Below are 23,421 nucleotides of genomic sequence, written 5' to 3' on the forward strand. Positions count from 1 at the left end.
CCGCTTCAGTGGGAAACGTTAAAAAGTCCCGCTTTAATGGTTGAAGCAATTGGTATGCGGTAATACCGCAAGGAACAGGTTGATTATGTACGAAGCTCTTCTGGTCGTTTTCCTTCTTGTTGCGATTGCCCTCGTAGGGTTTATCATGCTGCAGCAGGGTAAAGGCGCTGATATGGGAGCCTCCTTCGGAGCAGGCGCATCCGCTACGCTGTTTGGTTCAAGTGGTTCTGGTAACTTCATGACCCGCATGACGGCGATTCTGGCAGCCTTGTTCTTCATCATCAGTCTGGTTCTGGGTAACATCAATACCAACAAAACCAGTAAAGGAAGCGAGTGGGATAATCTGACTGCACCTAAAACGGAGCAGACTCAGCCAGCAGCACCGGCGCAGCCGGGCAGCGATATCCCGCACTAAGGGTTGTATACCGAGGTGGTGGAATTGGTAGACACGCTACCTTGAGGTGGTAGTGCCCTAACGGGCTTGTGGGTTCGAGTCCCATCCTCGGTACCAATATTCCAGAAAAGAGACGTCGAAAGACGTCTTTTTTTGTTTTTGTCCCCCCCTGACGCCCTCTGTTTTTTAATAAACAAATCTCTCCTGTAGACCTTCTTAATTAATCGATAAAGTCGGCTTCGTCTATTTTTACATCATCATGCAGGAACGAAGACGCCGTGACTCTCTCTCTAAAATGGTAATGCTTACGGGCATATTTATGCTCACCGCTTGCAGCAATTCATCTCCCTTAAAGACCGTCAATGAAATACAGGAAATGCCAGTACCGGTAGTTCGTGTGCAAAATAGCTCCACGGCAAACAGTCGTGACGTGACGAATTGTTATAAAGGGAATGCTGACCGTCTCAGCAAATTGCGGTTTTCGCTAAAATCGCATTTAGGTGAGGGTGTGAAGCCTTCAGAGGTATTTGACACCCGCAGCGACGCACACCGTATTTTTGTCGCGTTGTCGAAGCTTGAGCAGATTTCGGCCATGAACGAAGGCTATCGTAAAGAGGGGAACCTGGCAGGGCTGAAGGCAATCAATGATATGCTGAAACCGATTAACGTCGCTGCCTGAGGAAGTATTGCACGCAGTAAAGATTGCCGGGAGCCGGCAATCTTTGGCAAGGTTCAGAAGCTGAAGCCTGCATAGGCGCCGTCAGCCAGGGTGTTATCCCGATGACCGTTCTTACCCGCCATATCAATATAGCGATAGCCTGCCTCGATGTTCATGGATTTGATAACCTTCAGCCGCACGCCCGCGTTGGCTTTCACATAGTCTTCAACGCCGCTTGAAAGCGAATCAGGCGAATAGTAGTAATCTCCAAAGACGGTAATGAAATCGCCCAGAGGAACCTGAGCGCCTCCACCGACGGCAACGGCATAGCCTTCGTCGCCGTCTTTCGGATTCAGGTACAGTGCCTTTCCACCGACGGTAAACAGTACGGGTCCTAAAGGCAGGTTAAACCCCATTCCCAATCCCGCGACATCACCGTCATCGTCACTGTGCCCCCAGTTGCCGTTAAACGTCAGACCAGGATCGTTGGCACCAAAGCTTGCAGAAAGGTCAGTGAATTTTTCACCCGCTTCGGCATGGAGGTTCACCGCAGCATTTACGTTGGCAGTGGTGCTAAGTGTCGCGAGCAGTAGCGCGGTTTTGAATCTGAATATACGCATGAATTGATCCTTCAAATGTAAAAAAGCCCGATGTGCGCGATCGGGCAAATGAATCAAGTGGTTGCTGTTGCGTGTAAAAAATTATTGGCCGGAGATTTGCACGACAACCCGACGATCGGGAGAGAGGCAGCTAATCAGCGCATTACCTGTCCGGTTACCGCAGGTGCTGGAGCCGGCGCTGCGTCATCATGCTGACCAAAACGGTAAACAATACCGGCGGTTACAGAGTGAACATCGGAGCTCAGGCCGATCTGGTTGGCATTGCCCACGTTGCTGACCCACTGATATTCCAGACGGCCTGCCCAGTTTTTGGCAAAGGCATATTCGGTACCTGCGGCGACAACCGGACGCACGCCAGTTTCAAAGTTGTTATGACCGGCAACGTCGGTTTCTGCACGGTAGCCCATCGCACCGAAGCGGCCATAAAGATCCCAGCTATCGGTCAGCGCGTAGCTGGTTTTCAGTGACAGCTGCAGGCCCTGGCTCTTCATTTTGGCACCGTTCACTCCGTGGTTGCCGTTGTACTGCATGTTGCCCAGGTAGTCGTAGCCGCCTTCAATCGCCAGAGGGAGCCAGACTTTCGTTGAAGCCCTTATCACCGCTGACATCGGCGTAATGGGACCAGCCAAATTTCGCGCCGCCGTACCAGGTACCGGCATCACCTGCCGCAAAGGCGGTGGAGACAGCGCATGCGTTTAAAACCATCAAAGCAACAAGCGTCTTTTTCATGTTGAATCTTAATCCTGTATTTAAATCTCAAACTCTAAGTGTTCGGCAATAACGTCAGCCGCTAAGATAGCGATAATTGCTATTTTGGGTTATTTCAAAGACGTTTAAATTTAAATAACGGCCGGGTTTTAAGCGGTTTATTGTCCGTATGTTTGCAGATGTATTGAAATGTAAAATCTTTCTGCGCTTATTTAAGCGCAGAAAGTGTAGGTTACATCAGAATTTTTCAGGAAGGGATTCGATATGCTGCAAATATCCACCGCGGATAAACTGAATATATTTTCCTTTCTTTAGGGCAGACAAAACGTTCAGGATGCTGCTCCGGGAGAGATGCGTTCTGTCCTGAATATAATCAAGAATGGAAACCCGCATTCGCATCTCCTCAGGGAGCAGGATCATTTCCATCAGGTGATTGCGGATAACGGCGTAAGTACGCTGTTGCAATACCAGCGCATCGCGGTAGGCCAGATAGGCGGTGTGGTAAGCCAGAAGCGCGGTGGCCTCTTTCCAAAGGTTGAGTTCGCTGATGATCTTTATGGCTTCTTCGGCATCAATGCGAAGAAGCACGGAATCGGTTTCAACGCGCAGCTGATGCCCCTGCATGGGTTGAAGAGTTTCGGCAACGCCAAAGATGTGTGCTTCATAGACCGTTATCATCAGCAAGCCATCGGATGCGCGAAGAATGGAGATTTCGCCCTTCTTAAATAGCCACATTTGCTGTTTACCTTTGTAGTTCCAGTTCAGCTTTTTTCTGGCAATGGCGTTGATTGGCGTGGCGTAGGGTCCAAGCGCGTCCAGAAGTCGGTTTATGACCTGTTGGGGGCGAATAGGCGGCGAGATGTGCATAGAGATCCTCATGAAAAATGACGATTTCTGCCGTCAGAATTATAGAAGATAGGGTAATGCACGCGTGAATATACTGACAGGTAAATTCGGCTGAAATACCGTTCAGGAGCAAAAATTGTGATGTACTGGCAAGCGTTAATACGGCTAAAAATAATAAAGGCCGGCGAGCCGGCCTTGAGGAAGATTATTTCTTCGTCAGGTTTTCCAGATTTTCAACCTGCGGCAGACCATTGCCGGAAGAGGCTGAGAGGAGGCCCGTTTTAGCGTAGCCAAACAGCTTCTCGCGGGTGTCGGTAATATCCAGATTACGCATGGTCAACTGGCCGATACGATCGTCTGGTGAGAAGACGGATTCACCTTTTTCCATGGTCAGACGTTCCGCTTTGTAAGTCAGATTATCGGATACCGTGTTCAGAATGGAATAGTCATTCCCGCGACGCAGCTCCAGCGTCACTTCGCCGGTTATCTGGCTGGCCACCCAACGCTGTAGACCGTCGCGCAGCATTAGCGCCTGGGAATCAAACCAGCGGCCCTGGTAGAGCAGGCGACCAAGCTGACGGCCATGTGCATGATACTGCTCAATGGTGTCTTCGTTGTGGATACCGGTCAGCAAACGTTCGTAGGCGATGTGCAGCAGTGCCATCCCCGGCGCTTCATAGATGCCACGGCTTTTGGCTTCGATGATGCGGTTTTCAATCTGATCGCTCATACCAAGGCCATGGCGGCCGCCAATACGGTTAGCTTCGAGCATCATTTCTACGTCATCGCTGAAGGTTTTGCCGTTAAGCGCGACCGGGTGGCCTTGTTCAAAGCGTACGGTTACTTCTTCAGCCGGGATTTTCACGCTCTCATCCCAGAACTTCACGCCCATAATCGGGTTCACAATCTTGACGCTGGAGTTCAGGAACTCGAGATCTTTGGCTTCGTGCGTTGCGCCCAGCATGTTGGAGTCGGTGGAGTAAGCCTTTTCGACGGACATTTTGTAGTCGAAGCCGCAGGCAATCATAAACTCAGACATTTCCTGACGCCCGCCGAGCTCATCGATAAAGTCGGTATCGAGCCATGGCTTGTAAATTTTCAGCTCGGCGTTGGTCAGCAGGCCGTAACGATAGAAGCGTTCGATATCGTTGCCTTTATAGGTGCTGCCATCGCCCCAGATGTTGACGCCGTCTTCTTTCATTGCGGCAACGAGCATGGTGCCGGTAACGGCACGGCCCAACGGCGTGGTGTTGAAATAGGTCAGGCCGCCGGTGGTGTTGTGGAATGCGCCACACTGAATGGCGGCAATGCCTTCTGCAACCAGCTGCTTGCGGCAATCAATAAGACGCGCATTTTCAGCGCCATATTCCATTGCACGGCGAGGGATGGCATCGTAGTCCTCTTCATCTGGCTGGCCGAGATTTGCGGTGTACGCATATGGCACGGCGCCTTTTTTTCGCATCCACAGCAGCGCGGCGCTGGTGTCCAGGCCACCGGAGAAAGCGATACCAATACGTTGACCAGATGGAAGATGCTTGAGAATCGTCGTCATAAAGTAAAACCCTGCTTGCCAGACTGTAGTGAGGTAAGTGCCTTAGCGCCTACTGCATGTTTATGCAAAATAAGTGAGTTTTCATTTAATCATTTTTTGTCGGGAACAGGAAGTGATTCATGCGTTTTAGCGAAAATTTTCCCGTTTCAATGCGATAACATTATGCATAACAGCAGGTTTTCTATGCTGCTTCAATTATCAATTTGAATGAGTTGACACGCTCGATGTGTTTTCAATATACTGCAGGCCGATTTTACGTCCCGTCCTCGGTACCAAATCCCAGCAGTATTTGCGTTTTTTGCTCAGAATGAGTAAAATATGCCACGTTTCAGGCGCGGGGTGGAGCAGCCTGGTAGCTCGTCGGGCTCATAACCCGAAGGTCGTCGGTTCAAATCCGGCCCCCGCAACCACTTTCCCTTTGAGTTTTTTCAAATAGTCTCTTCGAAATCGTCGCTGGATTTGAAAAAATTCTCATGGAAAGGTTTCTAAACCGCACTTGCGGTTATAGGGTTCAGTTATCTAAAGCCCCGATTTATCGGGGTTTTTTGTTATCTGACTAAAGAATAACTGGGCTTTACGCCCTTTTTTTATGTCTTGGGGGTGGGCTTGTCCACATTAGAACAGAAATTAACAGAGATGCTTACGGCGCCGGTTGAGGCACTGGGCTTCGAGCTGGTCGGCATCGAATTTATTCGTGGTCGCACATCTACGCTGCGCATCTATATTGATAGTGAAGATGGCATCAATGTTGATGATTGTGCTGATGTGAGCCACCAGGTCAGTGCCGTCATGGATGTCGAAGACCCCATTACCGTCGCTTATAACCTGGAAGTTTCCTCACCAGGGCTCGACCGTCCTATGTTCACCGCTGAACATTACACGCGATTCCTCGGTGAAGAGGTCGCCGTCGTCCTGCGTATGGCGGTTCAGAACCGTCGCAAATGGCAGGGCATTATCAAAGCGGTAGACGGTGAGATGATCACTGTTACTGTCGAAGGCAAAGATGAAGTGTTCGCGCTGAGTAACATCCAGAAGGCGAACCTGGTTCCCCACTTTTAACAGTCTGGATTGAGGTGAAAGGCCCCGATGAACAAAGAAATTTTGGCTGTTGTTGAAGCCGTTTCCAATGAAAAGTCGCTGCCGCGCGAGAAGATTTTCGAAGCGCTGGAAAGTGCGCTGGCAACGGCAACAAAGAAAAAATACGAACAAGAGATTGATGTTCGCGTTGAGATCGATCGCAAAAGCGGTGATTTCGATACCTTCCGCCGTTGGGTTATCGTTGAGGAAGTGACTCAGCCGACGAAAGAGATCACCCTGGAAGCCGCGCGTTTTGAAGATGAAAGCTTCAACGTCGGCGACTATGTTGAAGACCAGATTGAATCTGTGACCTTCGACCGTATCACTACGCAAACCGCGAAACAGGTTATCGTGCAGAAAGTCCGCGAAGCGGAACGTGCAATGGTAGTTGACCAGTTCCGTGAACACGAAGGTGAGATCATCACCGGCGTGGTGAAGAAAGTGAACCGCGATAACATCTCTCTGGACCTGGGCAACAATGCTGAAGCCGTGATCCTGCGTGAAGATATGCTGCCGCGCGAAAACTTCCGTCCGGGTGACCGTATTCGTGGCGTGCTGTACTCTGTACGCCCGGAAGCACGTGGTGCACAGCTGTTCGTGACCCGTTCTAAACCAGAAATGCTGGTTGAACTGTTCCGCATTGAAGTGCCGGAAATCGGTGAAGAAGTTATCGAGATCAAAGCGGCAGCCCGCGATCCGGGTTCACGTGCGAAAATCGCCGTGAAAACCAACGACAAGCGTATCGACCCGGTCGGTGCCTGCGTCGGTATGCGTGGCGCGCGCGTTCAGGCTGTTTCTACTGAGCTTGGCGGCGAGCGTATCGATATCGTGCTGTGGGACGACAACCCGGCGCAGTTTGTGATTAACGCAATGGCTCCGGCTGACGTGGCGTCTATCGTCGTTGACGAAGATAAGCACACCATGGACATCGCGGTTGAAGCGGGCAACCTGGCGCAGGCGATCGGTCGTAATGGCCAGAATGTGCGTCTGGCTTCTCAGCTGAGCGGTTGGGATCTCAACGTCATGACCGTTGACGATCTGCAGGCGAAGCATCAGGCAGAAGCTCACGCGGCGATCGATACCTTCACCAAATATCTCGATATTGATGAAGATTTCGCGACCGTACTGGTCGAAGAAGGCTTCTCAAGCCTGGAAGAACTGGCCTACGTGCCAATGAAAGAACTGCTGGAAATTGACGGCCTGGACGAACCGACCGTTGAAGCACTTCGTGAACGTGCGAAAAACGCACTGACCACGCTGGCGCTGGCACAGGAAGAAAGCCTCGGTGATAACAAACCGGCTGACGATCTGCTGAACCTTGAAGGTCTGGATCGCGCAATGGCATTTAAGCTGGCTGCCCGCGGCGTTTGTACGCTGGAAGATCTCGCCGATCAGGGCATTGATGACCTGGCTGACATCGAAGGGTTAACCGACGAGAAAGCCGGTGAGCTCATCATGGCCGCACGTAATATTTGCTGGTTCGGCGACGAAGCGTAATAAACTGTAGCAGGAAGGAACAGCATGACAGATGTAACCGTAAAAACGCTGGCCGCAGAAATTCAGACTTCCGTGGACCGCCTGGTACAGCAATTCGCTGACGCAGGTATCCCAAAGAAAGCTGATGATTCTGTGACCGCGCAAGAAAAACAAACCTTGTTGGCACACCTGAACCGTGAACACGGCTCCGCGCCAGACAAGCTGACGCTGCAACGTAAAACCCGCAGTACCCTGAGCGTTCAGGGCACGGGTGGCAAAAGCAAATCGGTGCAGATTGAAGTCCGTAAAACGCGTACCTTTGTAAAACGTGATCCGCAGGAAGCTGACCGTCTGGCGGAAGAAGAAGCGAAGCGTGAAGCGGAAGAACAGGCCCGTCGTGAGGCTGAAGAAGCAGCCAAACGTGAGGCACAGGCAAAAGCTGAACGTGAGGCCGCAGAACAGGCGAAACGTGAATCCGCTGATAAAGCGAAACGTGACGTTGCGGAAAAAGACAAAGTGAGCAATACAGACGATATGACTAAAACCGCCCAGGCTGAGAAAGCCCGCCGTGAAGCCGAAGCCGCAGAGCTGAAGCGTAAAGCGGAAGAAGAAGCGCGCCGCAAGCTTGAAGAAGATGCGCGTCGCGTTGCGGAAGAAGCACGCCGCATGGCAGAAGAGAACGAAAAGAACGGCAATGCGAACGCTGAGCCGACTGAAGACACCAGCGACTATCACGTCACCACCTCTCAGCATGCTCGTCAGGCTGAAGATGAAAACGACCGTGAAAGTGAAGCTGGTCGTGGCCGTGGTCGTAACACCAAAGCCGCGCGTCCAGCGAAGAAAGCCAACAAACATGCTGAATCCAAAGCCGATCGCGAAGAAGCTCGCGCTTCCCTTCGTGGCGGTAAAGGTGGCAAACGTAAAGGTTCCACTCTGCAGCAGGGCTTCCAGAAGCCAGCTCAGGCCGTTAACCGTGACGTTGTGATCGGCGAAACCATCACCGTTGGCGATCTGGCTAACAAGATGGCGGTTAAAGGTTCTCAGGTCATCAAAGCGATGATGAAGCTGGGCGCAATGGCCACCATCAACCAGGTCATCGACCAGGAAACCGCACAGCTGGTTGCCGAAGAGATGGGCCACAAAGTTATCCTGCGTCGTGAAAACGAGCTGGAAGAAGCGGTAATGAGTGACCGTGATACCGGCGCTGCGGCTGAACCGCGTGCACCGGTTGTGACCATTATGGGTCACGTTGACCACGGTAAAACGTCTCTCCTCGACTACATTCGTTCAACGAAAGTGGCCTCTGGCGAAGCAGGCGGCATTACCCAGCATATCGGTGCTTATCACGTTGAGCATGCTAAAGGGATGATCACCTTCCTTGATACTCCGGGCCACGCCGCGTTTACCTCCATGCGTGCTCGTGGTGCTCAGGCGACGGATATCGTCATCCTGGTTGTTGCTGCTGACGATGGCGTGATGCCACAAACTATCGAAGCTATTCAGCACGCGAAAGCGGCGAACGTGCCTGTTGTCGTTGCGGTGAACAAAATCGATAAGCTGGAAGCCGATCCAGACCGCGTGAAGCAGGAACTGTCCCAGTACGGCATCATGCCGGAAGAGTGGGGCGGTGAGAGCCAGTTCGTCCACGTATCTGCGAAAGCGGGTACCGGTATTGACGACCTGCTCGACGCTATCCTGCTGCAGGCTGAAGTTCTGGAGCTAAAAGCCGTTCGCAACGGCATGGCAAGCGGTGCCGTAATCGAATCCTTCCTGGATAAAGGTCGTGGTCCGGTTGCTACCGTGCTGGTTCGTGAAGGTACCCTGCACAAAGGCGACATCGTGCTGTGTGGCTTCGAGTACGGTCGCGTTCGTGCGATGCGTAACGAACTGGGTCAGGAAGTACTGGAAGCAGGTCCGTCTATTCCGGTGGAAATCCTCGGTCTGTCAGGCGTTCCGGCTGCCGGTGACGAAGTAACGGTTGTTCGTGACGAGAAGAAAGCGCGTGAAGTTGCGCTGTATCGTCAGGGCAAATTCCGTGAAGTTAAACTGGCGCGTCAGCAGAAGTCCAAGCTGGAAAACATGTTTGCCAACATGACCGAAGGCGAAGTTCACGAAGTGAACGTTGTGCTGAAAGCCGACGTACAGGGCTCTGTCGAAGCGATCTCCGATTCTCTGCTGAAGCTTTCTACTGACGAAGTGAAAGTGAAGATCATCGGTTCTGGCGTAGGTGGTATCACCGAAACCGACGCGACGCTTGCTGCGGCATCCAACGCGATTCTGGTTGGCTTCAACGTCCGTGCAGATGCCTCTGCGCGCCGAGTAATCGATGCCGAAAGCCTGGATCTGCGTTACTACTCCGTCATCTATAACCTGATCGACGAAGTGAAAGCAGCAATGAGCGGCATGCTGTCACCAGAGCTGAAACAGCAGATCATCGGTCTGGCTGAAGTGCGTGACGTGTTTAAATCGCCGAAATTTGGTGCCATCGCAGGCTGTATGGTTACCGAAGGTGTGGTCAAACGTCACAACCCAATCCGCGTCCTGCGCGACAACGTGGTTATCTATGAAGGCGAGCTGGAATCTCTGCGCCGCTTCAAAGATGATGCCAACGAAGTCCGTAACGGCATGGAATGTGGTATCGGCGTGAAGAACTACAACGACGTTCGCGTCGGCGATATGATCGAAGTGTTCGAGATCATCGAGATCCAGCGCAGCATCGATTAATCTACCGCAGATTAGTTCAGATTGTAGGCCGGGTAAGCGAGGCGCCACCCGGCATGAATTTCAAAAGGGGCTGATAGCCCCTTTTTTGTCTGGAGAATTTATTATGGCGAAAGAATTTGGTCGCCCGCAGCGCGTATCCCAGGAGCTGCAAAAAGAGATTGCTATCATCCTGCAGCGCGAAATCAAAGATCCTCGTCTGGGCCTGATGACGACCGTTTCCGGTGTGGAAGTCTCCCGCGATCTGGCATATGCCAAAGTGTTCGTGACCTTCCTGAACGATAAAGATGAAGCTGCGGTGAAAGCGGGCATCCGCGCGCTGCAGGACGCATCAGGCTTCATCCGTAGCCTGCTCGGTAAAGCAATGCGTCTGCGCATCGTGCCAGAGTTGACCTTCTTCTACGATAACTCGCTGGTAGAAGGGATGCGCATGTCTAACCTGGTGACTAACGTGGTGCGTCATGACGATGAGCGTCGTGTGAACCCGGACGACAACAAGGAGGACTGATGAGTCGTCCTCGTCGTCGTGGTCGCGACATTCATGGCGTGCTCCTGCTGGATAAACCGCAGGGGGCGTCGAGCAATGATGTGCTGCAAAAGGTGAAGCGTCTCTATAACGCTAACCGTGCCGGGCACACCGGGGCGCTGGATCCGCTGGCGACCGGTATGCTGCCGGTCTGTCTTGGCGAAGCCACCAAGTTTTCCCAGTACCTGCTGGACTCCGATAAGCGCTATCGCGTGATTGCGAAGCTTGGACAGCGTACCGATACGTCGGATGCCGATGGGCAGGTGGTGGAAGAGCGTCCGCTGACGTTCAGCGCTACCGATCTGGCGAGCGCGCTGGAAAGCTTCCGCGGCGATACCATGCAGGTGCCATCGATGTATTCGGCGCTGAAATATCAGGGTAAAAAGCTCTACGAATATGCCCGTCAGGGCATTGATGTGCCTCGCGAAGCTCGTCCAATTACGGTGTATGAGCTGCTGTTCCTTCGCCACGAAGGTGATGAACTGGAGCTGGAGATCCACTGCTCAAAAGGGACTTATATCCGGACGATTATCGACGATCTCGGTGAAAAGCTTGGCTGCGGTGCGCATGTGATCAGGCTGCGTCGTCTGGCCGTCAGCCGCTATCCGGTCGAGCGGATGGTGACGCTGGAGCATTTGCAGGCGCTGGTCGCACAGGCGGAATCTCAGGATATTCCTGCAGCACAGCTGTTGGATCCTTTGCTGATGCCAATGGACAGTCCGGCTGCCGACTTCCCGATCGTCAATCTGCCGCTGACCTCCTCCGTTTACTTTAAAAACGGTAATCCGGTGCGTTCGGCGAACGTGCAGGTGAGTGGTCTGGTCCGCGTGACGGAAGGCGATGATGGCAAGTTTATCGGTATGGGTGAAATTGATGACGAAGGCCGCGTTGCCCCGCGTCGTCTGGTGGTTGAGTATTCGGAATAATCGCCTGCCTTGCGATAACAGGTCGCTGCGGGTAGAATATTGCCGCTTAACGCCTGAACAAAGGCCAGCCTGCGTCAGTGCGTTAATCCTGGGGTCGCTGAATTAGAGATCGGCACCCTTTTTCCTATTTTATTCTGGAGTTTAAAATGTCTCTAAGCGTTGAAGCTAAAGCAAAAATCGTTTCCGAGTTTGGTCGTGGTTCTAACGACAGCGGTTCTACCGAAGTTCAGGTTGCACTGCTGACCGCTCAGATCAACCACCTGCAGGGTCACTTCTCTGAGCACAAAAAAGATCACCACAGCCGTCGTGGTCTGCTGCGTATGGTTTCTCAGCGTCGTAAACTGCTCGACTACCTGAAACGTAAAGATGTAGCACGCTACACTGCGCTGATCGAGCGTCTGGGTCTGCGTCGCTAATTCTGGCGAGTTTCAGAAAGAGGGGCCTTTATGGCCCCTTTTTTCAACCAGATGGCAGCAATCAGGCTGAAACTCATGTATTGTTTGTATTGATGCGATAAATGATCTTCATTGCAGAGTTTCGCGCGACTAATGACAGCCTTACCAGTCGTTAAGGCTGTCATTAGTCGCGAGGATGCAAGAGGATCGGTTCTCTGAGCGGTGCATTCGCTAATGCGCGCTCACCATTTTGAAAGGATAAAAATTTTGCTGAATCCGATCGTTCGTAAATTCCAGTATGGCCAGCACACGGTCACTCTGGAAACCGGCATGATGGCACGTCAGGCGACGGCTGCCGTTATGGTTAGCATGGATGACACTGCGGTCTTCGTGACCGTTGTTGGTCAGAAAAAAGCGAAACCAGGCCAGGACTTCTTCCCTCTGACCGTTAACTACCAGGAGCGTACCTACGCTGCCGGTAAAATCCCGGGTGGTTTCTTCCGTCGTGAAGGCCGTCCAAGCGAAGGCGAAACCCTGATCGCGCGTCTGATTGACCGCCCGGTTCGCCCGCTGTTCCCGGAAGGCTTCGTTAACGAAGTTCAGGTTATCGCGACCGTTGTTTCCGTAAACCCACAGGTTAACCCGGATATCGTGGCAATGATCGGTGCATCCGCTGCGCTGTCGCTGTCCGGTATTCCATTCAACGGCCCAATTGGTGCCGCTCGCGTTGGTTACATCAACGACCAGTACGTGCTGAACCCAACCCAGGAAGAGCTGAAAACCAGCAAACTGGATCTGGTTGTTGCCGGTACTGAAGCCGCTGTGCTGATGGTTGAATCCGAAGCAGAGCTGCTGAGCGAAGATCAGATGCTGGGCGCTGTGGTGTTCGGTCACGAGCAGCAGCAGGTTGTTATTCAGAACATCAACGACCTGGTGAAAGAAGCCGGTAAACCACGTTGGGACTGGCAGCCAGAAGCCGTTAACGAAGCGCTGAATGCACGTGTTTCCGAGCTGGCTAAAGCGCGTCTGAGCGATGCTTACCGCATCACTGACAAGCAGGAACGTTACGCTCAGATTGATGCTATCAAATCTGAAGTTATCGCGACGCTTGTCGCTGAAGACGAATCCCTGGACGCAAACGAGCTGGGCGATATTCTGCATGACATCGAGAAAAATGCCGTTCGTAGCCGCGTGCTGGCTGGCGAACCACGCATCGATGGTCGTGAAAAAGACATGATCCGTGGTCTGGACGTGCGCACTGGCGTACTGCCGCGTACTCACGGTTCCGCGCTGTTCACCCGTGGCGAAACTCAGGCGCTGGTAACGGCAACTCTGGGTACGGCGCGTGACGCACAGAACATCGACGAACTGATGGGCGAGCGTACTGACAGCTTCCTGTTCCACTACAACTTCCCTCCGTACTCCGTAGGCGAAACCGGCATGGTCGGTTCTCCGAAGCGTCGTGAAATTGGTCACGGTCGTCTGGCGAAGCGCGGCGTGCTGGCAGTCATGCCAACCACCGAAGAATTCCCGTACACCGTACGTGTGGTTTCTGAAATTACCGAATCCAATGGTTCTTCCTCCATGGCTTCCGTATGCGGTGCTTCTCTGGCACTGATGGACGCAGGCGTGCCGGTGAAATCTGCCGTTGCAGGTATCGCAATGGGTCTGGTGAAAGAAGGCGACAACTTCGTTGTGCTGTCTGACATCCTCGGTGATGAAGATCACCTGGGCGATATGGACTTCAAAGTAGCGGGCTCCCGCGACGGTATCTCTGCTTTGCAGATGGATATCAAAATTGAAGGTATCACCAAGGAGATCATGCAGGTTGCTCTGAATCAGGCTAAAGGTGCGCGTCTGCATATCCTGGGCGTGATGGAACAGGCAATCAACGCACCGCGTGGCGATATCTCTGAATTCGCACCGCGTATCCACACCATTAAGATCAGCCCAGATAAGATCAAAGATGTTATCGGTAAAGGCGGTTCTGTTATCCGTGCGCTGACGGAAGAAACCGGCACCACCATCGAAATCGAAGATGACGGTACCGTTAAAATCGCAGCGACCGACGGTGACAAAGCGGCCTACGCCATTCGCCGTATTGAAGAGATCACTGCTGAAATCGAAGTGGGTCGTATCTACAACGGTAAAGTGACTCGCATCGTCGACTTCGGCGCATTCGTGGCGATCGGTGGCGGTAAAGAAGGTCTGGTTCATATCTCTCAGATCGCCGATAAGCGCGTTGAGAAAGTGACTGACTATCTGCAGATGGGTCAGGAAGTACCGGTGAAAGTTCTGGAAGTTGATCGCCAGGGCCGCGTACGTCTGAGCATTAAAGAAGCGACCGAGCAGACTCAGCCTGCGGCCGCGCCGGAAGCACCGGCAGCGGAACAGGGCGAGTAAGGTTGCCGTTAGCCCTCCGCCATTGCGGAGGGCGTATCCCGGGCAGGACGCTTGTTAGCAGCCGGGGAACAGGACGTTCATCCAATTGTTGTCTTCGGGAGTGGGAAATGAAGCCTTTTTTGCGCTGGTGTTTCGTTGCGACAGCACTCACGCTGGCAGGATGCAGCAACTCTGCCTGGCGTAAGAGTGAAGTTCTGGCGGTACCATTGCAACCGACTTTACAGCAGGAAGTGATTCTGGCCCGTATGGAACAGATTCTTGCCAGTCGGGCTTTAACCGATGATGAACGCGCACAGCTTTTATATGAGCGCGGAGTGTTGTATGATAGTCTCGGTTTGAGAGCACTGGCGCGTAACGATTTTTCGCAAGCGCTGGCTATCAGACCCGATATGCCTGAAGTATTCAATTACTTAGGCATTTATTTAACGCAGGCAGGCAATTTTGATGCTGCCTATGAAGCGTTTGATTCTGTACTTGAGCTTGATCCAACTTACAATTACGCATACTTAAATCGCGGCATCGCATTGTATTACGGTGGTCGTGATAAGTTAGCGCAAGATGATCTGCTGGCGTTTTATCAAGACGATCCCAATGATCCTTTCCGTAGCCTGTGGCTTTACATCGTTGAGCAGAAGCTCGATGAGAAGCAGGCTGTTGTAGCGCTTAAGCAGCGCTTCGAAAAATCGGACAAAGAGCAATGGGGATGGAACATTGTCGAGTTCTACCTCGGTAACATTAGCGAAGCAACGCTGATGGACAGACTGAAGGCAGACGCAACGGATAACACCTCGCTCGCTGAGCATCTCAGTGAAACAAACTTCTATTTAGGTAAGTACTACCTAAGTCTGGGGGACAAGGACAGCGCTGCGGCACTGTTCAAACTGGCGGTTGCTAACAACGTTCATAACTTCGTTGAGCACCGATACGCATTGTTGGAATTAGCGCTCTTGGGCCAGGAGCAAGATGACCTGGCAGAATCGGACCAGCAATAGCTGACGAACAAATCAGCCCATAATCTTTTTTGATTGCCATCACCTTCACGGGTGAGGGCTTTATTGTTCGTTAATCCACCTAATTTGAGCCGGTTCACACTTTTCAATGAAAATGACCCTAAGTTTTCACGATGAGTTATGTAGACTGGCCGCCATTGATTTTGAGGCACACGTACTACATGGCTGAATTCGAAACCACTTTTGCAGATCTGGGCCTGAAGGCTCCTATCCTTGAAGCCCTTACCGATCTGGGTTACGAAAAACCATCTCCAATCCAGGCTGAGTGTATTCCTCACCTGCTGGGTGGCCGCGACGTTCTGGGTATGGCCCAGACCGGCAGCGGGAAAACTGCAGCGTTCTCTCTTCCGCTGCTCAACAATCTTGATCCTGAGCTGAAAGCACCACAGATTCTGGTGCTGGCACCGACCCGCGAACTGGCGGTACAGGTTGCTGAAGCGATGACGGATTTCTCCAAACACATGCGCGGCGTAAACGTGGTTGCCCTTTACGGTGGCCAGCGTTATGACGTGCAGTTACGCGCTCTGCGTCAGGGCCCACAGATCGTCGTCGGTACGCCGGGTCGTCTGCTGGATCACCTGAAACGCGGCACTCTGGACCTCTCTAAGCTGAGCGGTCTGGTTCTGGATGAAGCTGACGAAATGCTGCGCATGGGCTTCATCGAAGACGTAGAAACCATTATGGCGGAGATCCCGGAAGGTCATCAGACCGCGCTGTTCTCCGCAACGATGCCGGAAGCTATCCGTCGCATTACCCGTCGCTTCATGAAAGAGCCGCAGGAAGTTCGCATTCAATCCAGCGTAACGACCCGCCCTGACATCAGCCAGAGCTACTGGACCGTCTGGGGCATGCGTAAGAACGAAGCGCTGGTGCGTTTCCTGGAAGCAGAAGATTTTGACGCGGCGATTATCTTCGTTCGTACCAAAAATGCGACCCTGGAAGTGGCTGAAGCGCTGGAGCGCAGCGGTTACAACAGCGCCGCGCTGAACGGTGACATGAACCAGTCCCTGCGTGAGCAGACTCTGGATCGCCTGAAAGACGGTCGTCTGGACATCCTGATCGCGACCGACGTTGCGGCTCGTGGCCTGGACGTTGAGCGTATCAGCCTGGTGGTTAACTACGATATCCCTATGGATACCGAGTCTTACGTTCACCGTATCGGTCGTACCGGTCGTGCGGGTCGTGCTGGCCGTGCGCTGCTGTTCGTTGAGAACCGCGAGCGTCGTCTGCTGCGCAACATCGAACGTCTGATGAAGCTGACCATTCCTGAAGTCGAACTGCCAAACGCAGAACTGCTGGGCAAACGTCGTCTGGAAAAATTCGCGGCCAAAGTACAGCAGCAGCTGGAAAGCAGCGATCTGGATCAGTACCGTAACCTGCTGACCAAAATGCAGCCGGAAGGCACTGAAGGTGAACTGGATATGGAAACCCTGGCCGCAGCGCTGCTGAAAATGGCCCAGGGCGAACGTACCCTGATCGTTCCACCAGATGCGCCGATGCGTCCTAAGCGTGAATTCCGCGATCGTGACGATCGTTTCGAACGTCGTGGCGACCGTAACGATCGTGGCCCGCGTGGCGATCGTAACGGTGAAGAGCGTCCGCGTCGTGAACGTCGTGACGTGGGTGATATGCAGCTCTATCGCATTGAAGTGGGTCGTGATGACGGTGTTGAAGTGCGTCACATCGTTGGTGCTATCGCGAACGAAGGTGACATCAGCAGCCGTTATATCGGCAACATCAAGCTGTTCGGCACTCACTCTACTATCGAACTGCCGAAAGGCATGCCGGGCGAAGTACTGCAGCACTTCACGCGTACCCGCATCCTGAACAAGCCGATGAACATGCAGCTGCTGGGTGATGCACAGCCTCACAGCGGCGGTGAGCGTCGTGGCGGTAACGGTGGTCGTGGCTTTGGCGGTGAGCGTCGTGAAGGTGGTCGCGGTGAAGGTCGTCGCTTCAGCGGTGAACGCCGTGAAGGTGGCGCAGGCCGTTTCAGCGGTGAGCGTCGCGAAGGTGGTCGTGCACCACGTCGTGATGATGCGCCAGTACGTCGTCGTCCGACCGAAGCGTAATTGCCCGATAAAAAACTGCGTTTTCTGACGTAAAGTAAACGATACAGCCCCGGTCATAGTTATCGGGGCTTTTTTTATTTCAATTGTACTCGTGTACTGGTACAGTGCTTCGCGTAAACAGGCAGCACGATTTTTCAGGAGAGCAGTAACATGGCGACACTCACTACCACAGCCACCCGGCCATCATTGATTGGCGGAGTGGTGATCATCGGCGGCACCATTATCGGGGCAGGCATGTTCTCGCTGCCGGTGGTCATGTCCGGGGCGTGGTTCTTCTGGTCGCTGGCGGCGCTGGTATTTACCTGGTTTTGTATGCTGCACTCCGGGCTGATGATCCTTGAGGCTAACCTTAACTACCGCACAGGTTCGAGCTTTGACACTATCACCAAAGATCTGCTGGGCAAGCGCTGGAACCTGATTAACGGCCTGTCGATCGCCTTTGTGCTCTATATCCTGACCTATGCCTATATCTCGGCGAGCGGCTCGATCCTGCACCACACGTTCAGTGAAATGTCGCTGAATGTTCCGCCGCGCCTTGCCGGTTTTGGTTTTGCCCTGCTGGTGGCCTTTGTTGTGTGGCTCAGTACTAAAGCGGTCAGCCGCATGACGGCGATTGTGCTGGGGGCGAAAGTGATCACTTTCTTCCTGATGTTTGGCAGCCTGCTCGGCCACGTTGAAGCACCCACGCTGTTCAACGTCGCGCAGCAGAACACCTCGTATCTGCCTTATCTGCTGATGACGCTGCCGTTCTGCCTGGCATCCTTCGGCTACCACGGCAACGTGCCGAGCCTGATGAAGTATTACGGCAAAGACCCGCAGACCATCGTGAAGTGCCTGGTCTACGGTACGCTACTGGCGCTCGGTCTGTACGTTGTCTGGCTGCTGGGTACGATGGGGAATATCCCTCGTCCTGAATTTATCGGCATCGCCCAGAAGGGCGGCAACATTGACGTGCTGGTACAGGCGCTGAGCGGTGTTCTGAACAGCCGCAGCCTGGATCTGCTGCTGGTTGTGTTCTCTAACTTTGCGGTGGCCAGCTCTTTCCTTGGCGTGACGCTTGGCCTGTTCGACTACCTGGCCGATCTGTTCAAGTTTGATGATTCGGGATTGGGACGTTTTAAGACGGCGTTACTGACCTTCGCGCCGCCAATCGCTGGCGGCCTGCTGTGGCCAAATGGGTTCCTGTACGCGATTGGTTATGCAGGCCTCGCGGCAACCATCTGGGCGGCAATCGTTCCGGCGCTGCTGGCACGTAAATCCCGCAAGCGCTTTGGCAGCCCGCAGTTCCGCGTCTGGGGCGGCAAACCGATGATTGCGCTGATCCTGGTCTTTGGTATCGGCAATGCGGTAGTGCATTTCCTGTCGAGCTTTAACCTGTTGCCGGTTTATCAGTAACCAAAATGCCCGGTGGCGCTACGCTTACCGGGCCTACAGCATCCAACAGGCCGGATAGGGCGTAGCCGCCATCCGGCAAAAAATTACCCCACTAATTCTTCTTTCACCTGCATCGCCAGATCGAATGAATGCAAGCGCGCCTGATGATCGAAGATCTGCCCGTTAACCATGATTTCGTCCGCCTGCGTTTCACGCAACACTGACTCAAGCCCGTGGCGAATCTTCGCTTTATCACCCACCAGCGACATACCGAGCGCGTTATCGACGCCGTATTTTTCAGAGGGCGACCAGAACTGATCCATATTCTGAATCGGCGGCGGCAGCTGCGAGGTTTCACCGCGACGTAAATTCGTAAACGCCTGCTGCATGGAAGTAAAAAGGAATTCCGCGTCGCGGTTGCTGTCGGCGGCGATGATATTGATGCACACCATCGCATAAGGTTTTGCCAGGCGCTCAGAGGGTTTGAACTGCGTGCGGTAGAGATGCAGCGCCTGGAACAGCATGTCCGGCGCGAAGTGAGAGGCGAAGGCAAACGGCAGACCGAGCTGAGCGGCAAGCTGGGCGCTGTACAGGCTCGAGCCCAACAGCCATACCGGAATTTTTTCACCATAGCCCGGCACCGGGCGCACCTGCGGGTGCGGATCGCGGGCATCAAACCAGTCCACCAGTTCCGCCACATCGCGTGGGAAGTTATCAATATCGCCACCCATATGGCGACGCAGGGCGCGCATGGTCGGCTGATCGCTGCCCGGCGCGCGGCCTAAGCCCAAATCGATACGGCCAGGATAGAGCGTGTTCAGCGTACCGAACTGCTCAGCAATCACCAGCGGGGAGTGGTTAGGCAGCATCACGCCGCCCGAGCCCAGATGCAGCGTCGTGGTATTGGCGGCCAGATAGCCAATCAGCACGGAGGTGGCGGCGCTGGCGATCCCGGTCATGTTGTGGTGTTCGGCTAACCAGTAGCGATGATAGCTGCGTTTCTCGGCGAGGCGGGCGAGATCGAGCGAATGAGAAAAGGCTTCTTTTGCGGAAGAACCCTGGGGGATCGGTGCCAGATCGAGCACCGAAAACGCAATTTGTTTATCAGTCATAACGGCTCACTTTGTCATCGGCATATTTTTTAATAGTGCATTAAAAAATGATAACCGTAGTTAACAAAGTGAGCTTTATAAAATGGCTAACGGGCAGAAAATGCCTGATGGAGCTGCGCTTATCAGGCCTGTAATTCCAGCCCAGCCAGACGCTTCCAGTAGCCGTTACAGTCGCTGTGTGCTTCCAGGGCGAGCGGGGCTGCGCCGTTTTCATTAGCGCGGAAGGCGTCGATCATGGCGAACGTCTCCATCCCGAGCGGTGACAGGCGCACCATATCCACCAGTCCCTGCATCGATTTGAGCTCGTTGCCAAGGTTATAGACGTAGCCGCTCATGGTCTGAATGCCGTTCAGCACAAACACCTGCTGGTTTTCCTGCGACAGCATATCGCGCCCGTTCGGGTACTTGATGCAGCAGGTTTCACACTCGTCCTTCGGTTTATCTTCCGAACGCGCGGTGAAACAGCGGGCAGAATACGCGAGCGGCAGATGGCCATAGCTCAGTACTTCGACCTCAAACTTATCGCGGATCCCCAGCGCTTCGCACTGCTGGAGTAAATTCACCAGCCAGTCGCGGGAAAGCTCCACCGGCATGCACCAGCGCATCATGCCCTGCTTTTGCAGCAGGCGGAGCGTGACCGCGTTGTAGCAGTTCAGCGCATGACCGGCGACGAAGGGCAGCTTGCGATCGGCGCACAGGTTCACTACCCCAAGATCACTGGCTTCCAGCAGGAAATCACCGTTGTCGACGTAGCGCTTCAGCTCGTTAAGTTCAGACGATGCCTGCACCAGCGCCAGCGTTGAAATGACGACCTGTTTGCCGCTGCCCGCAAGCGACTTTGCCATCTCCAGCCAGTCGCCCACTTTGGTGGAGCGGCGCTTGCTGCACACCGCTTCACCGAGGTAAATCGTGTCGGCGCTGCTCTGAGCCGCCTGCTGGTAGAAATCCTCCAGCGTCTCTTTTGACCAGTAGTAAAGGACTGGTCCCAATGAATATTTCATCGTATTCCTTACTGCCACTTGCGGTGGTAGGCTCCAAGCGTGGTCTGGGTGCCTTCGGACATGGCGCCGAGCGCCTCCATCCAGGCGGGCTGCGGCACGAAGTTTTGCGGATTGGCCATGCAGCGGTCGATGGCCTGACGCCACACTTTCGCCACCTGGCTGACGTACGCCGGGCTACGCTGGCGGCCTTCGATTTTCACCGAGGCGATGTTGGCAGCAAGCAGTTCCGGCAGCAGCTCCAGCGTGTTGAGGCTGGTCGGTTCTTCCAGTGCGTGATAGCGCTCGCCGTCCACCAGATAGCGGCCTTTACACAGGGTTGGATAGCCTGCGTTCTCGCCGTCCTGATAGCGGTCGATCAGCACGTCGTTCAGGCGTGACTCCAGGCCCTGAGGCGTTTGCTGCCAGCGAACATACTTCGCCGGGGAACATGCCCCCACGGTATTCGGCGACTCCCCCGTTAAATAAGAGGAGAGATAGCAGCGGCCTTCAGCCATAATGCACAGGCTGCCGAAAGCAAAAACTTCCAGCGGAACTGGCGTGGTGCGCGCGAGTTGCTTAACCTGATGAATAGAAAGTACGCGCGGCAGCACAACGCGAGCCACGTCAAAGTGACGATGATAGAAGCGAACGGCCTCTTCATTGGTGGCCGAAGCCTGAACGGAAACGTGACGCTCGATGTGTGGGTAGCGCTCGGCGGCATATTCAAGCATCGCGATGTCGGCAAGAATCAGCGCATCGGCGCCGAGCTGAGCGGCCATATCCACTGCACGCTGCCAGCGGGCGTAGCCGTCCGGGTGAGCGAACGTATTAATGGCAATATGCAGCTTGCGGCGATGCTGGTGAACAAAATTGACCGCTTCCTGCAGTTTTTTTTCGGTAAAGTTCAGACCGGCAAAATGGCGGGCGTTGGTATCATCTTTCAGTCCGATATACACCGCATCGGCACCGTTTTCGATGGCCGCCTTAAGCGCCGGGAGGTTTCCGGCAGGACAGAGCAGCTCCATAATGTTTCCTGAAAGCAGCGACCCAGGGGCCGCGATTGTTAACGAACGAGGATTTTAGTTAACCTCTCGTCGACAATTTTTGATTTGAGGCAGTTAAAAGCGCATTCAGGGTGTCATTCGTACGTAATGGCTACTGACAGAATTGTTGATATACGCCGCTATGTTGTCTGGCGGATATGGCAAAATAAACGGACTATTGCATTGAGGGAGTAAAGCTCGTGTTGGATAAACTGCGTTCACGCCTGGTACAGATGGGCCCGACTCTGATGAGCGTTCCGGTAAAAGTCACACCGTTCGCGCTAAAACGTCAGGTCCTGGAACAGGTGCTAAGCTGGCAGTTCCGCCAGGCACTGGCGGATGGCGAACTGGATTTTCTGGAAGGCCGCTGGTTAAGCATTGAGGTGCGCGACATCGGCCTGCGCTGGTTCACCTCCGTTGAGAATGACCGCCTGGTCGTCAGCCATAGCGCTGATGCCGACGTGAGCTTCAGCGCCGATGCCAGCGATCTGCTGATGATTGCGGCCCGCAAGCAGGATCCGGATACGCTCTTCTTCCAGCGCCGCCTGGTGATTGAAGGCGACACGGAGCTTGGGCTGTATGTCAAAAACCTGATGGACGCCATTGAGCTTGAGCAGATGCCAAAAGCACTGCGTATCATGCTGATGCAGCTGGCGGACTTTGTTGAGGCCGGATTGCAGAATCCGCCACAAACCAGAAACACATCGGTAGGTGAGCCATGCTGATTCGAGTGGAAATTGGAATCGACGCGCCAGGTATTGACGCGCTGCTGCGCCGTGAATTTGCGGGCGACGGCGAAGCGGATCTGGTGCATTCCCTACGGGAAGATGGCCTGATTACGCTGGGCCTGGTCGCGACGGATGACGAGGGGCAAGTGGTTGGCTACGTGGCCTTCAGCCCGGTCAGCGTTGAGGGCGAAGAGCTTCAGTGGGTTGGCCTGGCGCCGCTGGCCGTGGCGAAGGAGTACCAGGGGCAGGGCATTGGTCGTCAGCTGGTGTTCGAAGGGCTCGATTCGCTCAACGAGTTTGGCTACGCCGCCGTTGTCACCCTTGGCGACCCGGCGCTGTACGGCAAGCTCGGTTTCGAACCGGCTGCACGCTTTGATTTACGCTGCCGCTGGCCGGGCACCGAAGCGGCGTTCCTGGTTCGTCCTCTGGCCGACGATGCCCTTAACGGCGTGCATGGCCTGGTCGAATACTGCGACCACTTCAATCGCTTCTGAGACCCGACAGCAGCGTCTCAAACGATTCATCCCCGAGGACGAGGCGCTCTTTCTGGCGCTTCGTCAACTGCTTTATCTGATATTCCACCCGTAAGGCCAGTGAGCGATCGCCCACTTCTTTGGCAAAGGCCAGCGTAAGCTCACCTTTTCCTCGCAGCGCCTTCGCGCCTTTTCCTGACTGATGCTCTGAAAGGCGGCGTTCCACGTCGGTGGTGATGCCCGTATACAGGCGGTTATCCGCGCTTCGAACCAAATAGACAAACCAGCACACGTTTCGGCTCCTGTGTTAAGGTGAGCGCACCATAG

The 23,421-nt window shown here is 54.0% G+C and carries 24 protein-coding genes and 2 tRNA genes; 17 read left to right on the plus strand and 9 right to left on the minus strand.

Going from position 1 to position 23,421, the window contains the following annotated elements; all coding sequences use genetic code 11:
- Positions 1–85 precede the first annotated feature (85 nt).
- The 3 genes from secG (at position 86) to AB1287_RS11170 (ending at position 1,073) form a co-directional block, all read left to right on the plus strand.
- Complete coding sequence (gene secG / locus AB1287_RS11160) at positions 86–415, plus strand: preprotein translocase subunit SecG (RefSeq protein WP_435617797.1); 330 nt, start codon at positions 86–88, stop codon at positions 413–415.
- Between the two features lie 9 nt (positions 416–424).
- Positions 425–511, plus strand: a tRNA-Leu gene (locus tag AB1287_RS11165).
- A 391-nt stretch (positions 512–902) separates the two neighbouring features.
- The gene (locus tag AB1287_RS11170; RefSeq protein WP_435617798.1) at positions 903–1,073 is read left to right on the plus strand and encodes a hypothetical protein; all 171 of its coding nucleotides are present in this window, start codon (positions 903–905) and stop codon (positions 1,071–1,073) included.
- 53 nt (positions 1,074–1,126) lie between these two features.
- On the opposite strand, the gene AB1287_RS11175 is transcribed toward AB1287_RS11170, so the two are convergent.
- From AB1287_RS11175 to argG, 5 genes are all read right to left on the minus strand, one after another.
- Positions 1,127–1,672: a YfaZ family outer membrane protein gene (locus tag AB1287_RS11175; RefSeq protein ID WP_435617799.1), complete on the minus strand. Its 546-nt coding sequence runs from the start codon at positions 1,670–1,672 to the stop codon at positions 1,127–1,129.
- Positions 1,673–1,806: 134 nt separating this feature from the next.
- Entirely contained in the window at positions 1,807–2,280 is a 474-nt protein-coding gene (locus AB1287_RS11180; RefSeq protein ID WP_435617800.1) for an outer membrane beta-barrel protein, read from the minus strand.
- Positions 2,228–2,401, minus strand: coding sequence for a hypothetical protein (locus AB1287_RS11185; protein ID WP_435617801.1), 174 nt, complete (start codon positions 2,399–2,401; stop codon positions 2,228–2,230). Before AB1287_RS11185 ends, AB1287_RS11180 begins: the two co-directional genes overlap by 53 nt.
- Positions 2,402–2,617: 216 nt before the next feature.
- The gene (locus AB1287_RS11190) at positions 2,618–3,247 is read right to left on the minus strand and encodes a helix-turn-helix domain-containing protein (protein ID WP_435617802.1); all 630 of its coding nucleotides are present in this window, start codon (positions 3,245–3,247) and stop codon (positions 2,618–2,620) included.
- Positions 3,248–3,431: 184 nt separating this feature from the next.
- A complete protein-coding gene (argG, locus tag AB1287_RS11195; RefSeq protein WP_312625422.1) occupies positions 3,432–4,778 on the minus strand; it encodes an argininosuccinate synthase in 1,347 nt (448 codons plus the stop codon).
- Between the two features lie 333 nt (positions 4,779–5,111).
- On the opposite strand from argG, the gene AB1287_RS11200 reads away from it, so the two are divergent.
- The 12 genes from AB1287_RS11200 (at position 5,112) to mtr (ending at position 18,779) form a co-directional block, all read left to right on the plus strand.
- Positions 5,112–5,188, plus strand: a tRNA-Met gene (locus tag AB1287_RS11200).
- 196 nt (positions 5,189–5,384) lie between these two features.
- Entirely contained in the window at positions 5,385–5,837 is a 453-nt protein-coding gene (gene rimP, locus AB1287_RS11205) for a ribosome maturation factor RimP (protein ID WP_312625424.1), read from the plus strand.
- Between the two features lie 27 nt (positions 5,838–5,864).
- The gene (gene nusA, locus AB1287_RS11210) at positions 5,865–7,352 is read left to right on the plus strand and encodes a transcription termination factor NusA (RefSeq protein WP_312625426.1); all 1,488 of its coding nucleotides are present in this window, start codon (positions 5,865–5,867) and stop codon (positions 7,350–7,352) included.
- Between the two features lie 24 nt (positions 7,353–7,376).
- The gene (infB, locus tag AB1287_RS11215; RefSeq protein WP_312625428.1) at positions 7,377–10,055 is read left to right on the plus strand and encodes a translation initiation factor IF-2; all 2,679 of its coding nucleotides are present in this window, start codon (positions 7,377–7,379) and stop codon (positions 10,053–10,055) included.
- Positions 10,056–10,158: 103 nt separating this feature from the next.
- Positions 10,159–10,560, plus strand: coding sequence for a 30S ribosome-binding factor RbfA (gene rbfA / locus AB1287_RS11220; protein ID WP_312625429.1), 402 nt, complete (start codon positions 10,159–10,161; stop codon positions 10,558–10,560).
- Positions 10,560–11,504, plus strand: a complete 945-nt coding sequence (gene truB, locus AB1287_RS11225) for a tRNA pseudouridine(55) synthase TruB (RefSeq protein WP_435617803.1) — start codon at positions 10,560–10,562, stop codon at positions 11,502–11,504. The genes rbfA and truB overlap by 1 nt, the downstream gene beginning before the upstream one ends.
- Before the next feature lie 146 nt (positions 11,505–11,650).
- On the plus strand, positions 11,651–11,920 hold the full coding sequence (gene rpsO, locus AB1287_RS11230; protein WP_312625433.1) for a 30S ribosomal protein S15: 270 nt from the start codon (positions 11,651–11,653) through the stop codon (positions 11,918–11,920).
- A 246-nt stretch (positions 11,921–12,166) separates the two neighbouring features.
- A complete protein-coding gene (gene pnp, locus AB1287_RS11235; RefSeq protein ID WP_435617804.1) occupies positions 12,167–14,302 on the plus strand; it encodes a polyribonucleotide nucleotidyltransferase in 2,136 nt (711 codons plus the stop codon).
- A 107-nt stretch (positions 14,303–14,409) separates the two neighbouring features.
- A complete protein-coding gene (gene nlpI / locus AB1287_RS11240) occupies positions 14,410–15,294 on the plus strand; it encodes a lipoprotein NlpI (protein WP_312625435.1) in 885 nt (294 codons plus the stop codon).
- A 106-nt stretch (positions 15,295–15,400) separates the two neighbouring features.
- Positions 15,401–15,481 carry a protein YrbN gene (gene yrbN / locus AB1287_RS11245; RefSeq protein WP_312625690.1) on the plus strand — a complete coding sequence of 27 codons (81 nt, stop codon included), beginning with the start codon at positions 15,401–15,403 and terminating at the stop codon, positions 15,479–15,481.
- Complete coding sequence (locus AB1287_RS11250) at positions 15,474–17,384, plus strand: DEAD/DEAH family ATP-dependent RNA helicase (protein WP_435617805.1); 1,911 nt, start codon at positions 15,474–15,476, stop codon at positions 17,382–17,384. Before yrbN ends, AB1287_RS11250 begins: the two co-directional genes overlap by 8 nt.
- A 150-nt stretch (positions 17,385–17,534) precedes the next feature.
- Positions 17,535–18,779: a tryptophan permease gene (mtr, locus tag AB1287_RS11255; protein WP_435617806.1), complete on the plus strand. Its 1,245-nt coding sequence runs from the start codon at positions 17,535–17,537 to the stop codon at positions 18,777–18,779.
- A gap of 83 nt (positions 18,780–18,862) precedes the next feature.
- Here the strand turns inward: mtr and AB1287_RS11260 are convergent, their stop codons facing one another.
- The 3 genes from AB1287_RS11260 to AB1287_RS11270 form a co-directional block, all read right to left on the minus strand.
- A complete protein-coding gene (locus tag AB1287_RS11260; RefSeq protein WP_435617807.1) occupies positions 18,863–19,870 on the minus strand; it encodes a luciferase-like monooxygenase in 1,008 nt (335 codons plus the stop codon).
- 122 nt (positions 19,871–19,992) lie between these two features.
- Positions 19,993–20,871, minus strand: coding sequence for a U32 family peptidase (locus AB1287_RS11265; protein ID WP_312625442.1), 879 nt, complete (start codon positions 20,869–20,871; stop codon positions 19,993–19,995).
- 8 nt (positions 20,872–20,879) lie between these two features.
- Positions 20,880–21,875 carry a ubiquinone anaerobic biosynthesis protein UbiU gene (locus tag AB1287_RS11270; RefSeq protein WP_435617808.1) on the minus strand — a complete coding sequence of 332 codons (996 nt, stop codon included), beginning with the start codon at positions 21,873–21,875 and terminating at the stop codon, positions 20,880–20,882.
- Positions 21,876–22,093: 218 nt separating this feature from the next.
- On the opposite strand from AB1287_RS11270, the gene ubiT reads away from it, so the two are divergent.
- Positions 22,094–22,618, plus strand: coding sequence for a ubiquinone anaerobic biosynthesis accessory factor UbiT (gene ubiT / locus AB1287_RS11275; protein ID WP_312625446.1), 525 nt, complete (start codon positions 22,094–22,096; stop codon positions 22,616–22,618).
- Positions 22,612–23,115, plus strand: a complete 504-nt coding sequence (locus tag AB1287_RS11280) for a GNAT family N-acetyltransferase (protein WP_435617809.1) — start codon at positions 22,612–22,614, stop codon at positions 23,113–23,115. Before ubiT ends, AB1287_RS11280 begins: the two co-directional genes overlap by 7 nt.
- On the opposite strand, the gene AB1287_RS11285 is transcribed toward AB1287_RS11280, so the two are convergent.
- Positions 23,102–23,386, minus strand: a complete 285-nt coding sequence (locus AB1287_RS11285) for a GIY-YIG nuclease family protein (protein ID WP_312625450.1) — start codon at positions 23,384–23,386, stop codon at positions 23,102–23,104. The genes AB1287_RS11280 and AB1287_RS11285 overlap by 14 nt on opposite strands.
- Positions 23,387–23,421 lie beyond the last annotated feature (35 nt).

Origin of the sequence: Scandinavium sp. UTDF21-P1B (assembly GCF_040750395.1) — a bacterium.
Classification (GTDB): Bacteria; Pseudomonadota; Gammaproteobacteria; order Enterobacterales; family Enterobacteriaceae; genus Scandinavium.